Raw genomic sequence first — 14,685 nt, 5'->3', positions numbered from 1 at the left:
AATTCCCCGGGCCAAGCCTCAGATGACCGAGGCTGGCGCCTGGACCCAGCTCAAATACAATCGCAACTGGCTCGGCTTCTGGTTCATGGTGCCGGCCATGGTGTTCCTGATCTTCTTCCTGGCCTATCCGCTTGGGCTGGGCATCTGGCTGTCCTTCACGGACACGCGCATCGGCAGGGTCGGACAGTTCATCGCCTTCGAGAACTACGAATGGTTGTGGGACGATTCCATCTTCTGGCTGTCGGTGTTCAACACGCTGCTCTACACCTTCGTCGCCAGCGCCTTCAAATTCGGCATCGGCCTTTACCTCGCGCTGCTGCTCAACGAGCACATGCCGTTCAAGGCCATGCTGCGCGCGATGGTGCTCATCCCCTTCATCGTTCCGACGGTGCTCTCCGCGCTCGCCTTCTGGTGGATATTCGACTCGCAATTCTCGATCATCTCCTGGTCGCTGAAGCAGCTCGGCCTGATCAACCAGAACATCAACTTCCTCGGCGACACGACCTGGGCACGCATTTGCGTGATCTTCGCCAATATCTGGCGCGGCGTGCCCTTCGTGGCGATCACGCTGCTCGCAGGCCTGCAGACCGTCTCGCCCTCGCTCTATGAAGCGGCGACGCTCGACGGCGCTACGCGCTGGCAGAATTTCCGCTACATCACCTATCCGCTGCTGACGCCGATCATCGCCGTCGTGATGACCTTCTCGGTGCTCTTCACCTTCACCGACTTCCAGTTGATCTGGGCGATGACGCGTGGCGGCCCGGTCAACGCCACTCATCTGATGGCGACCCTGTCCTATCAGCGTGCGATCATCGCCGGCCAGCTCGGCGAGGGCGCCGCGATCTCCAGTGCGATGATCCCGTTCCTGCTCGCCGCCATCATGGTGTCCTGGTTCGGCCTGCAGCGTCGCAAGTGGCAGCAGGGAGAAAACAATGACTGATCTCCCCACCTCGCGGATCGATCTCAAGGCCGTCCTGCATAGCTCGGCTCCGACAGTCGCGAAGGATGATCACAGCGAGGGCATGAGCTATCTGCAGTCGGTGCCGCGCAGGCTGGTGACGCTTTACCTGCCGCTCGCCATCATCGTCGTCGTCCTGCTGTTCCCGTTCTACTGGATGGCGCTGACCTCGGTGAAGCCCGACGAGCAGCTGCTCGACCTCGACAAGTACAATCCGTTCTGGACTTGGAATCCGACCTTCAAGCACTTCCACAAGCTGTTGTTCGAGAGCTACTATCCGTACTGGCTCTGGAACACGATGTATGTGGCGATCTGCGCGACGGTGCTCTCGATCATCGCCTCGGTGTTCGCCGCCTACGCCATCGTGCGCTTGCGTTACAAGGGCGCCAATCTCGTCGGCGGCCTGATCTTCCTCGCCTATCTGGTGCCGCCGTCGATCCTGTTCATTCCGCTCGCCACCGTCGTGTATCAGTACGGCCTGTTCGATTCGCCGCTGGCGCTGATCCTGACCTATCCGACCATCCTGATCCCGTTCTCGACCTGGCTGTTGATGGGCTATTTCAAGACCATCCCCTTCGAGCTCGAGGAATGCGCGCTGATCGACGGCGCGAGCCGCTGGCAGATCCTGGTCAAGATCGTCGTGCCGCTGGCCATTCCCGGCCTGATCTCGGCCTTCATCTTCTGCTTCACGCTGTGCTGGAACGAGTTCATCTACGCCCTGACGTTCCTGCAATCGACCAGCAACAAGACGGTGCCAGTCGCGATCGTCAACGAGTTCGTGGACGGCGATATCTACCGCTGGGGCTCGCTGATGGCGGGCGCGCTGGCCGGCTCGCTGCCGCTCGTGATCCTTTACGCCTTCTTCGTGGAGCATTATGTGTCGGCGATGACCGGCGCCGTGAAGGAATGATCGCGGGGCTTGCCGAGGGCGCGCCAATGCGTTTCAAGAGCGGCGCGCTTCGGCCAATAAGAAGGAGTTGAGCTCTTGCACATTCTGGTTCTCGGCGCCGCCGGCATGGTCGGCCGCAAACTCTGTGAACGGCTGCTGCGCGACGGCCGGCTCGGCAAGAGCGACATCACGAAATTGACCATGCACGACGTGGTCGAGCCCAAGAAGCCGGAGAAGGCCGGCTTCCCGGTCGACACCGTGTCGGGCGATTTCGCCGTCCCGGGCGCGGCCGAGAAGCTGATCGCAGGCCGCCCTGACGTGATCTTCCATCTCGCCGCGATCGTGTCCGGCGAAGCCGAGCTCGATTTCGACAAGGGCTATCGCATCAATCTTGATGGCACGCGGATGCTGCTCGATGCGATCCGCCTTGCGGGCGGCGGCTACAAGCCGCGCGTGGTGTTCACGTCCTCGATCGCAGTGTTCGGCGCGCCGTTTCCCGATGCGATCGGCGACGAGTTCTTCCATACCCCGCTGCTCAGCTACGGCACGCAGAAGGCGATCGGCGAACTCCTGCTCGCCGACTATTCCCGTCGCGGCTTCCTCGACGGCATCGGAATCCGCCTGCCGACCATCTGCATCCGGCCCGGCCTGCCCAACAAGGCGGCCTCGGGCTTCTTCTCCAACATCCTGCGCGAGCCGCTCGCCGGCAAGGAAGCGATCCTCCCGGTCTCCGAGGACGTCCGCCACTGGCACGCAACGCCGCGCTCCGCCGTCGGTTTCCTGCTTCACGCCGGCACCATGGATCTCGCCACCGTCGGTCCGCGCCGCAACCTGACCATGCCTGGCCTGTCGGCCACGGTCGGCGAGCAGATCGCCGCCTTGAAGCGGGTTGCGGGCGAGAAGGTCGCCGCGCGCATCAAGCGCGAGCCCGATCCCTTCATCGTCGGCATCGTCGGCGGTTGGCCGCGCAATTTCGACGCCAGACGGTCGCGCGAGCTCGGCTTCACCACCGCCGAGAAGACGTTCGACGATATCATCCGCATTCACATCGAAGACGAGCTCGGCGGCAATTTCGTCGCCTGACCTCGGACTGAGCGGGCCCTGATGATGGCAAGCGTTGCTTGCATCGGCGAATGCATGGTCGAGCTGCGGCAGGCCCAGGGCGGCGCGTCCGCCGGGCAGGGGCAGGGCGGTGGCCTGTACTCACGCGGCTTCGGCGGCGACACCCTCAACACGGCCGTGTATCTGGCGCGGCTGGACGTCAAGGTCGATTATCTCACCGCGCTCGGCGACGATGCCCTGAGCGATGAGATGGTCGCGGCCTGGAATGCCGAAGGCGTCGGCACGCGCCGTGTCGTGCGGCTCGCAGGCAAGCTGCCCGGCCTCTACATGATCCAGACGGACGGCGAGGGCGAGCGCCAGTTCTTCCACTGGCGCGACAGCGCGGCGGCGCGCCAGCTGATGAGCCTGCCCGAGACCGACGAGCTGCTCAACTCGCTGATGAGCTACGACGTCGTCTATCTCTCTGCGATCACGCTCTCGATCTACGACGCGGCCGGGCGCGAGCGCCTGTTCGGCGCGATCAAGCGCGCGCGCCTGCTCGGCACCCGCTTCGTGTTCGACACCAATTTTCGCGCGCGCGGCTGGCCGGACCGCGACGTCGCACGCGAGGTATTTGCTGCGGCGTTCGCGGCCGCCGACATCGTGCTGACCTCGACCGAGGATCTGCTCGCGCTCTGGCCCGGCGAAAGTCACGACCAGCTGATGGCGCGCATCCCGACCCCGGAACTGGTGTTCCGTCTGCCCGAGCCGGTGAGCCTGTTGCGCTACCCCGGCGGCGCCAGCGAGGTCCGCGCCGAGCCCATGACCAAGCCCGTGGTCGATACCACCGCCGCCGGCGATAGCTTCGCCGCCGCCTATATCGCGGCCCGGCTTGCCGGCGCCGAGCCGGTCGAGGCGGCCCTATCAGGACATCGGCTCGCCAGCCTCGTGATCTGCTATCCCGGCGCCATCATTCCGGGCTATGCCATGCCGCCGAGGAAGCGGCACCGGCCGGCGGCGTCCCGCCAGGCCAACAAGTGAACAGCGACCAAATGAATCGAGACCTATGACCACGGCTGCCCAACAGAACCACCTCGTCGCGCTGTTCAAGGCTGCGACCGTCATTCCCGTCCTCACCATCGAGCGCATCCAGGATGCGGTGCCGCTGGCGCGCGCGCTGGTTGCCGGCGGTGTCCGCACGCTGGAGGTGACCTTGCGCACCCCCGTTGCGATCGAGGCGGCGCGCGCGGTGATGACCGAGGTCCCCGAGGCGGTCGTCGGCATCGGCACCATTCTCAATCCGGCCGACTTCAACCGGGTCGAGAAGCTCGGCGTCGCGTTCGGCATCAGCCCGGGCCTGACCCCCGATCTGCTCAAGGCCGCGACCGACAGCTCCCTGCCGTTCGCGCCGGGCATTGCTACGGCCTCGGAGCTGATGATGGCGCTGTCTTACGGTTTCGACGTCGCAAAGTTCTTCCCGGCGGAGCAGGCCGGCGGCATCAAGGGCCTCCGGGCCCTCGGCGGGCCGTTCCCGAACGTGCGGTTCTGCCCGACCGGCGGGGTGGGCGAGGACAATGCCGCGACCTGGCTGGCCGAACCCAACGTCGTTGCGGTTGGCGGGTCCTGGCTGTGCCCAACGGCGGAGATCCGGGCCGGGAACTGGGCCGGCATAACTGCCATCTGCGAGCGGACCCTCAAGGCGCTGAAAGCCGCGTGAAGTCTTGCCATCCCTGGGCTAAGACTTAGCTCAGGACAAGACCTCAGGGAGAGACGACCATGACCGCCAGCATCGTCGGATGGGCGCATACGCCGTTCGGCAAGTTCGACACCGAAACCGTCGAAAGCCTCGTCACCCGCGTCGCCAATGAGGCGCTGGCGGACGCCGGCATTTCGGCCGGTGATGTCGACGAGATCGTGCTCGGCCATTTCAACGCCGGCTTCTCGCCGCAGGATTTCACGGCGTCGCTGGTACTGCAGGCCGATCCCAAGCTGCGCTTCAAGCCGGCGACCCGTGTCGAGAACGCCTGCGCCACGGGATCTGCTGCCGTGCATCAGGGCCTGCGCGCGATTGCCGCAGGGGCGGCCAAGATTGTCCTGGTCGTCGGCGTCGAGCAGATGACGCGCACCCCCGGTCCGGAGATCGGCAAGAACCTGCTCAAGGCCTCCTACCTCCCCGAGGACGGCGATACGGTCGGCGGTTTCGCCGGCGTGTTCGGCAAGATCGCCAGCTCCTATTTTCAGAAATACGGCGACCAGTCCGATGCGCTGGCGCTGATCGCGGCCAAGAACCACAAGAACGGCGTCGCCAATCCCTTCGCCCAGATGCGCAAGGACTTCGGCTTCGACTTCTGCCGCGCCGAGAGCGAGAAGAACCCGTATGTCGCCGGTCCCCTGAAGCGCACCGACTGCTCGCTGGTCTCGGACGGTGCCGCCGCCCTGGTGCTGGCCGATGCCGAGACGGCCAAGGGCATGACCAAGTCGATCGGCTTCCGCGCCACTGCGCACGCCCAGGACTTCCTGCCGATGAGTAAGCGCGACATCCTGCAGTTCGAGGGCTGCACGGTCGCCTGGCAGCGGGCGCTGGAGAAGGCCGGTGTCACGCTATCCGATCTCTCCTTCGTCGAGACCCATGACTGCTTCACCGTCGCCGAGCTCATCGAGTACGAAGCGATGGGTCTGACGCCGAAGGGGCAGGGCGCCCGCGCCATCAAAGAAGGCTGGACGCTGAAGGACGGCAAGCTGCCGGTCAATCCGTCAGGCGGCCTGAAGGCCAAGGGCCATCCGATCGGTGCCACCGGCGTCTCCATGCATGTGATGACCGCGATGCAGCTCGCGGGCCAGGCGCCCGAGGGGATGCAGCTCAAGAACGCCAAGCTCGGCGGCATCTTCAACATGGGTGGCGCGGCCGTCGCCAACTACGTTTCGGTGCTCGAGCCGCTCAAGTAAGCTCTCGTAGGGTGGGCAAAGGCGCGAAAGCGCCGTGCCCACCATCTTTCCTTGCGCCAGATCATGGTGGGCACGCTTCGCTTTGCCCACCCTACGGCTCCTGATTGATTTACGGAAAAGCATCATGAGCACTAACTACGAAGATTCACTCTCGATGGACGCACTCAACGATCGCATCGCGATCCTCGAGGACAATATCCGCCAGCTCATCGAGCAGGCCGCTGCCGCCTCCGGCGAGCAGAACGAGTCGCGCATCGCCGACCGGATCAACCAGCAGAATGACGAACTCGACCGGCTCCTGAAGATCCGGGAATCCCGTCAGAAGAAATAGCGGCCGACGTCGCCCGCGCGCATGCCGCCATACGCCGCCCGCCCTTGCGCGAGCGGCGGCACTGCCGTTAGTTGGACCGAAATCGCGAGGCAGTTGGGCCGGCGCAATCGGGAGCGAACGATGGGGCCGCTGAAGGGCATCAAGGTCGTCGACATGACCACCGTGCTGATGGGCCCCTACGCGACCCAGATGCTCGGCGATTACGGTGCCGACGTTATCAAGGTAGAATCGCTGGACGGCGACGTCACCCGCCTGATCGGCCCGATGCGTCACGCCGGCATGGGGCCGGTTTTCCTCAACACCAACCGCAGCAAGCGATCGATCTGCCTCGACCTGAAGAAACCGGCGGGCCGCGAAGCCGTGCTGCGGCTTTTGAAGGACGCCGACGTCCTGGTCTACAACGTCCGCCCGCAGGCCATGGCGCGGCTTCAGCTCGGCTACGACGTCGTCTCCGCCATCAACCCGCGCCTGGTCTATGCCGGCGTGTTCGGCTTCGGCCAGGACGGGCCCTATGCCGCCAAACCTGCCTACGACGACCTGATCCAGGGCGCCACCGCGTTGCCGGCGCTGATGGCGCAGACCGGCGATGGCGTGCCGCGTTACGTGCCGAACGCGCTCGTGGACCGCATCGTCGGCCTCACCGCGGTCGGCGCGATCTGTGCCAGCCTGGTGCACCGCGACCGCACCGGCCGCGGCCAGCGTCTGGACATCCCGATGTTCGAGACCATGGCCGGCTTCGTCATGGGTGATCACATGGGCGGGCTCACCTACGAGCCGCCGCTGGACAAGGGCGGCTATGCCCGCCATCTCTCGCGCGACCGCCGTCCGTACAAGACCTCGGACGGCTATCTCAGCGTCATCGTCTACAACGACAAGCAGTGGGAGAACTTCTTCAAGGCGACGGGGCGCGATGACCTCCGCGCCGATCCCAAATTTGCAACCTTCGCCGGCCGCGCCGCCAATATCAATGTGGTGTATGCCGAGCTCGCCCGCATCCTCGAGACGCGGACCACGGCGGAATGGATCGACCTGCTGACGGAAGCCGACGTGCCTGTCATGCCAATGCACGACCTCGCCTCGATTCTGCACGATCCGCATCTGGAGGCGACCGGTTTTTTCCCGGTGGTGACACATCCGACCGAAGGTCCGATCCGCAGCATGAAAGTGACGGCGACCTGGTCCGAGACAGAAGCCGAGCCAGTACGCCTGGCGCCGCGGCTCAATGAGCACGGCGCCGAGATTTTGCGCGAGATCGGCTATTCCGCCGACGAAATCGCGGCCATGGTGCGCGACGGCGTCACGCGCGTGGCGGCGGAGTAGGGAGAGTGGAGATGACCGCGCTTCTCTCATCCGTCATTCCGGGGCGCGACGAAGTCGCGAGCCCGGAATCCATAACCACCATCGGGAGTATGGATTCCGGGCTCGCGCCTAACGGCGCGCCCCGGAATGACGGTGGAGAAATGGCACCATGAGCTTCATCACCGGCGTCGGCCTCACGTCGTTCGGCAAGCACGAGGGCTCCTCCTCGCTCGACCTGATGAGCGAGGCCGCGCAAGCCGCGCTCGACGATGCCGGCCTCGAGCGCACCGACATCGACGGCATACTCTGCGGCTATTCCACCGTCTCCCCGCACATCATGCTCGCCACCGTCTTCGCCGAGCACTTTGGCATTCGCCCGTCTTACGCGCATGCCGTGCAGGTCGGCGGCGCCACGGGTCTTGCGATGACGATGCTCGCGCATCACCTCGTCGAAGCAGGCGTCTGCCGCAAAGTGCTCGTCGTCGCCGGTGAGAACCGGCTCACCGGGCAGAGCCGCGATGCCTCGATCCAGGCGCTGGCGCAGGTCGGCCATCCCGACTACGAGGTGCCGTTAGGACCGACCATTCCCGCTTATTACGGCCTCGTTGCGAACCGATACATGCACGAATACGGCGTGACCGAAGAGGACCTCGCCGAGTTCGCGGTGCTGATGCGTGCCCACGCCTGCATCCATCCCGGCGCGCAATTCCACGATCCCATCAATGTCGCCGACGTCATGGCCTCCAAGCCAGTGGCGATGCCGCTCAAGCTGCTCGATTGCTGCCCGGTCTCCGACGGCGGCGCGGCGTTCGTCGTCAGCCGCGAGCGAACCGGGGAAGCGGGCGTGCGTATCCGCGGCTGCGCCCAGGCCCACACGCATCAGCATGTCACGGCAGCGCCCGCCCTCAGCGAGCTTGGTGCCGAGATCTCCATCGCACGTGCAAAGGCGGCCACGGGTCTCGCGATTTCCGACGTGCGCTATGCCGCGATCTACGACAGCTTTACGATCACGCTTGCGATGCTGCTGGAAGACCTCGGTCTCGCCGGCCGCGGCGAGGCGGCCGCGCGGGTGCGCGCCGGCCATTTCAGCCGTGACGGCGCGATGCCGCTGAATACCCATGGCGGCCTGCTCAGCTACGGCCATTGCGGCGTCGGCGGCGCCATGGCGCATCTCGTCGAGGCGCATTTGCAGATGACGGGGCGGGCGGCCACCCGCCAGGTCCGCGACGCCTCGATTGTACTGCTGCACGGCGACGGCGGCGTGCTGTCGTCTCACGTCAGCATGTTCCTGGAGCGGGTCAGATGAGCGAACGTCTGGCGGACTGGACCAAGGGTGAAGAGGCCATCGCCTACCAGACCTGCACCGTATGCGGGCATGTACAGTATTTTCATCGGGCCTTCTGCGCAGCTTGTGGCGAATCGAACCCGCGCGAGCAGCGCGCCAGTGGCAAGGGCAGGGTGTATGCGACCTCGTTGGTCTGCCGCGCGGCAACGCCCGAGACGCGCGCGCACGTGCCCTACAACATCCTGCTGGTCGATTGCGCCGAAGGTTTTCGCATGATGGCCCACGGCGAGAATGACCTCGCCATCGGCGATTCGGTCATCGCGAGCTTCAAGCCGTTCGCCGGAAAGCTCGTGCCGTTCTTTGCCAAAACCAAATAGGTAAACGCGAATGTAGCCCGGATGGAGCGCAGCGAAATCCGGGATTCGCACCTCGCGGACAGACTTCCCGGATTGCGCTGCGCTTCATCCGGGCTACACGCCAACCGAGGGATCCGTCATTCGGGGGCGGTCATGTGACCGAGCCTGGAACGGGAATTCTGGGCTTGGCTTGTGCGAGAGCCACCCCGGAATGACGAAAACGCTTAAGCTCGAACTCAACGCCCGTAGAACAAGATGCTGGCGATGACGAGCATCGCCGTCACCGCCAGCATATGCGCGAGCGCTCCCGAGGCTGCCCCCTTGGTGGCTTCCTTCATGCCGTTTTCTCCCTAGACTTGGGCATGACTCATCGTTGCGCGGTGAGCGCATACGACGGCCAATTGTTTTTACTCGGAACACCCCTTGCGAGTATCCGCCGCGATTTGTCCCCCCGCGGCGAATATCGACTGTGTCAGGGTCGATCAGCAATGCGGCGGCAATTTGACTCGATGATGTTGCTCCTGCGTCCCCGCGCGAATAGAGTCTTCGGGAACCTTCGCCGATGGCGACAAAAAGCATCAAAAGATCAGGGAAAACTTCAGGAAAATCATGGCCCGCATTCAGTACAGCGACCCGTCCAAGGCAACCGACCGCACCCGCGAAATCCTCGACAAGAACCGTCATGCCAACATCTTCCGGATGATGGCGCATTCGCCGAGTTACTTTGAGCAATATTGCCGCCTCGGGGGCGCAATCAGGCACAAGGGCGAGCTCGACCCCATCGTGCGCGAGCTTGCGATCACCCGTACCGGCATCCTGTGCGAGGCACCCTATGAGATCGTCGCGCACAAGCGCATCGGCAAGAATGTCGGCGTCACCGACGAGCAGAACGAGGCGCTCGAGAATTGGCAGGCCGCATCCTGCTTCAACGAGTTGCAGCGCGCCGCGCTCGCCTTCACCGATGAGATCGTGAAGCTGACGAAGCCGACGGATGCGACCTTCAAGGCGATCGCATCGAAGCTGACACCGGCCGCGCTGGTCGAGCTCCAGCTCTCGGTTGGCTTCTACATCATGACGTCGAAGTTCCTGGAGACATTCGAGATCGATCTTCAGCCCGTCACCGAAGTGGTCGGCTGATCCAAAGCTCGGCTTGCGAGGGATGCTCATGACAATCGATGAATATGCGGCCTGGGCCGCAACTATTGCCAAAGTCGACGAGCATCCGTCCAACGAGCGGTTGTCTTATCTCGGGCTGGGCCTTGCCGCTGAGGCGGGCGAGGTCGCCGAGCACATCAAGAAGCTCCTGCGCGACGACTGGCTCGACAAGGCCGGTCTCGTCGAAGAGCTTGGCGATGTCGTCTACTACTGGGCCTGCCTGTGCGCCGCCACCGGCCAGCAGCCGTCCGCATTGCTCAACGCCAGTGCCGCCAAGATCAGGCGACGTATCAGCGAAGCGGCGAGCCGGTAGGTCAGGTGCGGACAGGGAAGCCGTTACACCTCTCCCCATCGGGGAGAGGTGAAAACCTCTGCGCTCACGTCGAGGTCAGAATATCCACCTTGGCGTTGGCGACGATCAGGCGGTCGGCCAGGAGCTGGGCCAGGTTACGCATGATGCATTCGCTGGCGCGGGGGTGCTGCTTGCGGAAGCGCTCGAAATCCTTCAGCGGCACCTCGCATGCCGTCGCTGCCATGTCGGCAAACACGTCGGCGGAGCGGGTTTGCTCCAGCAGCGCCATCTCGCCGAACGCCATGCCGGCGGTGAGCGTCGCCAGCCTGACGCCGTCGGGCAAGGTAACGTGCACGGCGCCGCTGCGCAGGAAGTACAGGGCATCGGCGGGGTCGCCGGTCGTGAGGATCTTCGCGCCGGATTGATAGGTCCTGATGGTGCAGAGCGAGGCGAGATCCGTCAGCTCTTCCTCGCTCAGCCCGGTCAGCAGCGGCTGTTCGGCTAGCTCGGTGGTCTCGTGAAAATCGATCGAGCCGCCGTAGCGATAGACGATCTGGTCTTCGGCCCATTCGATCGCAGTGTCGAGCAGATAGAAGTCGCGCACGTTCTTCAGCTCGGCGGTCCATTCGCGTAAGGTATTCCATTCCTTGGAGGCGCGCCGGACGCCGGACAAGACCACCGTGACATTCAGCGCAGCCAATTCCTCGAACGCTTCGGCCACCAGCCGCGCGCCGGCCCGCGTAGTCGAGGTCACGCGGTGCAGATCGAAGATCACGAATTGCGGCCGCGGTCGTCCCGCGAGCCGGCGCGAGACGTAATCGACCGCCGACAGCGACAGCGTGCCGACCAGCTCGATGATGCGCACCTCCTGCTCGTGCGCGGCGAGAATCTCGCGCTCCTGCGGACGGCGCACGCGGCGCGACGGGCTCTTGCCGATGTCGTAGTCGGCGATGACGGCGTTGCGCGCATCGTCGCTGCGGTTGAGCATGTGCAGGTCGTAGTGCGAGGACAGCGCCTCGCAGACCTTGATGCCGCGCACGCTGTTGCCGTGCTTGTCGAGCTTTGGCGAATAGCTGCCGAGCCCGAGGCGGGCCGGGAGCGCGGCCAGGATGCCGCCGCCGACGCCGCTCTTGGCGGGGATGCCGATGCGGTAGATCCACTCGCCGGCATAGTCGTACATGCCCGACGAGGTCATCACCGAAAGAGTGCGCGAGATCGCGTAGGCGCTCAGCACCTGCTCGCCGGTGACCGGATTGATGCCGCGATTGGCGAGCGTTGCCGCCATGACCGCGATGTCGCGCGCGGTCACCAGCACGGCGCATTGCCGGAAATAGACGTCGAGCACGCCGGCGACGTTGTCCGAGATCACCGCGTTGGTCTTGAGCAGATAGCCGATGGCGCGGTTGCGGTCGCCGGTCTGGCTCTCGGAAGCATAGACCGCCTCGTCGACGGAAAGGTCGCGGCCTGCAAAATGGCTGAGCGCAAGGCGGATCTGCTCGAAAGCCTCTGCGCCCTTGCTGTCGTAGATCAACCCGGTACAGGCGATCGCGCCGGCATTGACCATCGGGTTGAACGGATGGTTCTCGGAATTGAGCCGGATCGAGTTGAAGGGATCGCCGGAGGGCTCGACGCCGATCGCGCCTTCGACCTTGCCGGCGCCGAGCAGGTCCAGTGCCAGCGCGAACACGAAGGGTTTCGACATCGACTGGATGGTGAAGGGCACCCTGGAGTCGCCGACTTCATAGACATGGCCGTCCAGCGTCGCGAGGCTGATGCCGAAATAGGCAGGGTCGGCCTTGCCGAGCTCGGGAATGTAATTGGCGACATGGCCCGACGTCTCGGCGGAGAACTCGCTGAGGCAATTGTCCAGGAACCGCAGCAGGGGCGGCTTCGAACGGGTCCAAGCGCTGGCGAGAGGCGAGAGCGGTTTCATCGCCACCCTTGTGCAACGCAATCAGGGTACGCGCAACCCGTCCGGCATCACAGGCTGGCGCCGGACCAGGAGAAACGCGATCAGGATCGTCGGCAGCAGGATGCCAAGGCCGAGCAGCGTCACCTGCATCTGCGACAGCGGCATGATGCCGCCGCCGGGGGTCGCTACCACGAAGCCGCCGATCACCAGCAGCACACGGATGGGCCATTCCAGACTGCCTGTACCGCGCAAGTCGCCGACGAACGGCTGGTAGCCCTGGATGCCGCCGCAGATGAACAGCGTGCCGAGGGCAGCGAGGCCCATCAGGCCGAGGCCGGCGAGATAGGGGCTCGAGCCCTGCAGCACCAGCGCCGGATTGAGCACGAAGAAGAACGGCAGGAAATAGATGATGCTGCCGACCCACATCGATTCCCAGCCCGTCTTCATGGCCGGCGAGCCGGCGATGCCGGCGGCCGCGAAGGAGGCGATCGCGACCGGCGGAGTGATCGATGACAGCATACCCCAGTAGAAGATGAACATGTGCACGGCCATGCGGTTGAGGCCGAGCTTCTCCAGCGCCGGCGCGACCAGGATGGCGAGGAAGATGTAGCAGGCCGTCGTCGTCAGGCCGAGGCCGAGAATGAGGCTGGTGAGCGCGCACATGCCGAGCAGCAGGAAGGCATTGTCGCCGGCGATGTGCAGGAGGTCGTTGGCGAGGCTCGACACCACGCCCGTCATCGAGAACGCGCCGATCAAGAGGCCGCAGCCGGCGAGGATGCCGACCAGCTCGACGAAGGTGCGGCCGTTGACCTCCAGGAACTTGCCGATCGTCGCAAATGTCCAGCGCGTCTCCTTGGAGAAGAACTGGTTGAGGACCAGCAGCAGCGCGGTGGCGTAGAACGGCGCGTGGCTCTCGCGCTTGAAATAGAGCAGCATCACGATCAGAAGCGCGATGACGAAGACGTAGTACCAGCCGTCCTTGATCGTGTCCATGATCCGCGGCAGCTCGGCGCGCGGAATGCCCTTCAGCTTGTGGCGCGCGGCATAGGCATCGACCTGCATGAACAGGCCGACATAGTAGAGCACTGCGGGAATGATCGCGGCGACCGCGACGTCGGCGTAGCTGACGTTGAGGAATTGCGCGATGACGAAAGCGGTCGCGCCCATCACCGGTGGAGCCAGCACCGCGCCGGTCGAGGCGCAGGCCTCGATCGCCGCGGCATAGGACGCGCGGAAGCCGCTCTTTTTCATCACGGGGATGGTCATGGTTCCCGCCGTGAGCACGTTGGAGATGATCGAGCCCGACATCATGCCGAGCAGGCCGCTGGCAAAGATGCAGACTTTTGCCGCGCCGCCGCGAAAGGTGCCGCACATGGCGAAGGAAAGATTGATGAAGAATTTTCCGGCCCCCGTCATCATCAGCGCGGTGCCGAACACGAGAAAGCCGATCACGGTGTCGGCGAAGGCCTGGATGGGAATGCCGAGCAGGCTCTCGCCCGAGAGCACGTGATAGGCGGTCGCCTGCTCGAGCGTCGATTGCGTGCCACGGAACGGCCCGAGCCAGCCAGCCTCCGCGAACAGCGGATAGACGGTGAAGGGCAGCACGCTGAGGAGCAGGCTCCAGCCGCCGGTGCGGCGCAACGCCTCCATCAGCATCACCCACATCACGAGGCCTGCGGCGATCACCGTGTTGGGCGCGCCGCCGAATTCCCAGCCGGCCTCCGCCGCCTTGCGCACGTTCGACATCAGCATGAGTGCCGCCGCGAAGGTCGCGACGAACAAGACGAGGTCATACCAGGGAACGCGGTCGAGCGGCGCGCGTCCGGTGCCCGGAAAGATCAGGAACGTGAATGGCAGCATCAACGCGATCAGGAGATAGAAATATTCCGTGTTGAGCTGGGTGTATCCGACGAAGAAGCGCAGCGAGAATTGCTGGTTGATGCAGAGCAGGATCGTCGCGGCGGTCGCAACAATCAGCGTCCAGCGCCACGCGCCGCGCAACGTGCGGACGCGCGTGACTTCCGCTTCCTGCATGTTGCCGGCGGCGCCATGGGGATCATCGAATACGACGCGCTTGGGCGCGTCTTGCAGGACGGTGGAAGTGGAAGAGGACATCATCGATCCCGCGCGTGGGCTGGTGAACGCAATTAGGCAAACGGCAGTTGTTTGAACCGCTCTGGTCCCGCGCTCAACCTCTCCCGCGTGCGGGAGAGGTCGGCGC

At 64.6% G+C, this 14,685-nt stretch carries 14 protein-coding genes; 12 read left to right on the top strand and 2 right to left on the bottom strand.

All coding sequences use genetic code 11. The features are described from left to right. Positions 1 to 22: 22 nt before the first annotated feature. The 12 genes from ABIA45_RS11900 to ABIA45_RS11845 all read left to right on the top strand — a co-directional run bounded on the left by ABIA45_RS11900 (position 23) and on the right by ABIA45_RS11845 (position 10,573). The gene (locus tag ABIA45_RS11900) at positions 23 to 940 is read left to right on the top strand and encodes a carbohydrate ABC transporter permease (protein ID WP_192893440.1); all 918 of its coding nucleotides are present in this window, start codon (positions 23 to 25) and stop codon (positions 938 to 940) included. Then, on the top strand, positions 933 to 1,868 hold the full coding sequence (locus ABIA45_RS11895; protein WP_036034295.1) for a carbohydrate ABC transporter permease: 936 nt from the start codon (positions 933 to 935) through the stop codon (positions 1,866 to 1,868). The genes ABIA45_RS11900 and ABIA45_RS11895 overlap by 8 nt, the downstream gene beginning before the upstream one ends. A 75-nt stretch (positions 1,869 to 1,943) precedes the next feature. Continuing rightward, the gene (gene denD / locus ABIA45_RS11890; RefSeq protein WP_157282249.1) at positions 1,944 to 2,930 is read left to right on the top strand and encodes a D-erythronate dehydrogenase; all 987 of its coding nucleotides are present in this window, start codon (positions 1,944 to 1,946) and stop codon (positions 2,928 to 2,930) included. 24 nt (positions 2,931 to 2,954) lie between these two features. Continuing rightward, on the top strand, positions 2,955 to 3,929 hold the full coding sequence (locus ABIA45_RS11885; protein ID WP_404655656.1) for a sugar kinase: 975 nt from the start codon (positions 2,955 to 2,957) through the stop codon (positions 3,927 to 3,929). A gap of 25 nt (positions 3,930 to 3,954) precedes the next feature. Beyond that, a complete protein-coding gene (gene eda / locus ABIA45_RS11880) occupies positions 3,955 to 4,605 on the top strand; it encodes a bifunctional 4-hydroxy-2-oxoglutarate aldolase/2-dehydro-3-deoxy-phosphogluconate aldolase (RefSeq protein ID WP_404652121.1) in 651 nt (216 codons plus the stop codon). Between the two features lie 59 nt (positions 4,606 to 4,664). Next, a complete protein-coding gene (locus ABIA45_RS11875; protein ID WP_157282247.1) occupies positions 4,665 to 5,834 on the top strand; it encodes an acetyl-CoA acetyltransferase in 1,170 nt (389 codons plus the stop codon). A 124-nt stretch (positions 5,835 to 5,958) separates the two neighbouring features. After that, the gene (locus ABIA45_RS11870) at positions 5,959 to 6,165 is read left to right on the top strand and encodes a hypothetical protein (RefSeq protein ID WP_036001140.1); all 207 of its coding nucleotides are present in this window, start codon (positions 5,959 to 5,961) and stop codon (positions 6,163 to 6,165) included. Between the two features lie 120 nt (positions 6,166 to 6,285). Then, complete coding sequence (locus ABIA45_RS11865) at positions 6,286 to 7,485, top strand: CaiB/BaiF CoA transferase family protein (protein WP_404652119.1); 1,200 nt, start codon at positions 6,286 to 6,288, stop codon at positions 7,483 to 7,485. A gap of 148 nt (positions 7,486 to 7,633) precedes the next feature. Further along, positions 7,634 to 8,770: a thiolase family protein gene (locus ABIA45_RS11860; RefSeq protein WP_275509510.1), complete on the top strand. Its 1,137-nt coding sequence runs from the start codon at positions 7,634 to 7,636 to the stop codon at positions 8,768 to 8,770. Then, on the top strand, positions 8,767 to 9,126 hold the full coding sequence (locus ABIA45_RS11855; RefSeq protein ID WP_404652116.1) for a Zn-ribbon domain-containing OB-fold protein: 360 nt from the start codon (positions 8,767 to 8,769) through the stop codon (positions 9,124 to 9,126). The genes ABIA45_RS11860 and ABIA45_RS11855 overlap by 4 nt, the downstream gene beginning before the upstream one ends. A gap of 588 nt (positions 9,127 to 9,714) precedes the next feature. Then, complete coding sequence (locus tag ABIA45_RS11850) at positions 9,715 to 10,242, top strand: carboxymuconolactone decarboxylase family protein (protein ID WP_157282243.1); 528 nt, start codon at positions 9,715 to 9,717, stop codon at positions 10,240 to 10,242. 28 nt (positions 10,243 to 10,270) lie between these two features. Beyond that, a complete protein-coding gene (locus tag ABIA45_RS11845; protein ID WP_036022497.1) occupies positions 10,271 to 10,573 on the top strand; it encodes a nucleoside triphosphate pyrophosphohydrolase family protein in 303 nt (100 codons plus the stop codon). Positions 10,574 to 10,637: 64 nt separating this feature from the next. Here ABIA45_RS11845 and glsA read toward each other — a convergent pair whose 3' ends face one another. Then, positions 10,638 to 12,485 carry a glutaminase A gene (gene glsA, locus ABIA45_RS11840; RefSeq protein WP_404652114.1) on the bottom strand — a complete coding sequence of 616 codons (1,848 nt, stop codon included), beginning with the start codon at positions 12,483 to 12,485 and terminating at the stop codon, positions 10,638 to 10,640. Positions 12,486 to 12,506: 21 nt separating this feature from the next. Continuing rightward, a complete protein-coding gene (locus ABIA45_RS11835; RefSeq protein WP_404652113.1) occupies positions 12,507 to 14,582 on the bottom strand; it encodes a TRAP transporter permease in 2,076 nt (691 codons plus the stop codon). Between the last annotated feature and the right edge of the window lie 103 nt (positions 14,583 to 14,685).

Source organism: Bradyrhizobium sp. USDA 336, assembly GCF_044908355.1.
GTDB classification, from domain to species: Bacteria; Pseudomonadota; Alphaproteobacteria; order Rhizobiales; family Xanthobacteraceae; genus Bradyrhizobium; species Bradyrhizobium yuanmingense.
This window is presented reverse-complemented; position numbering and strand designations above follow the sequence as displayed.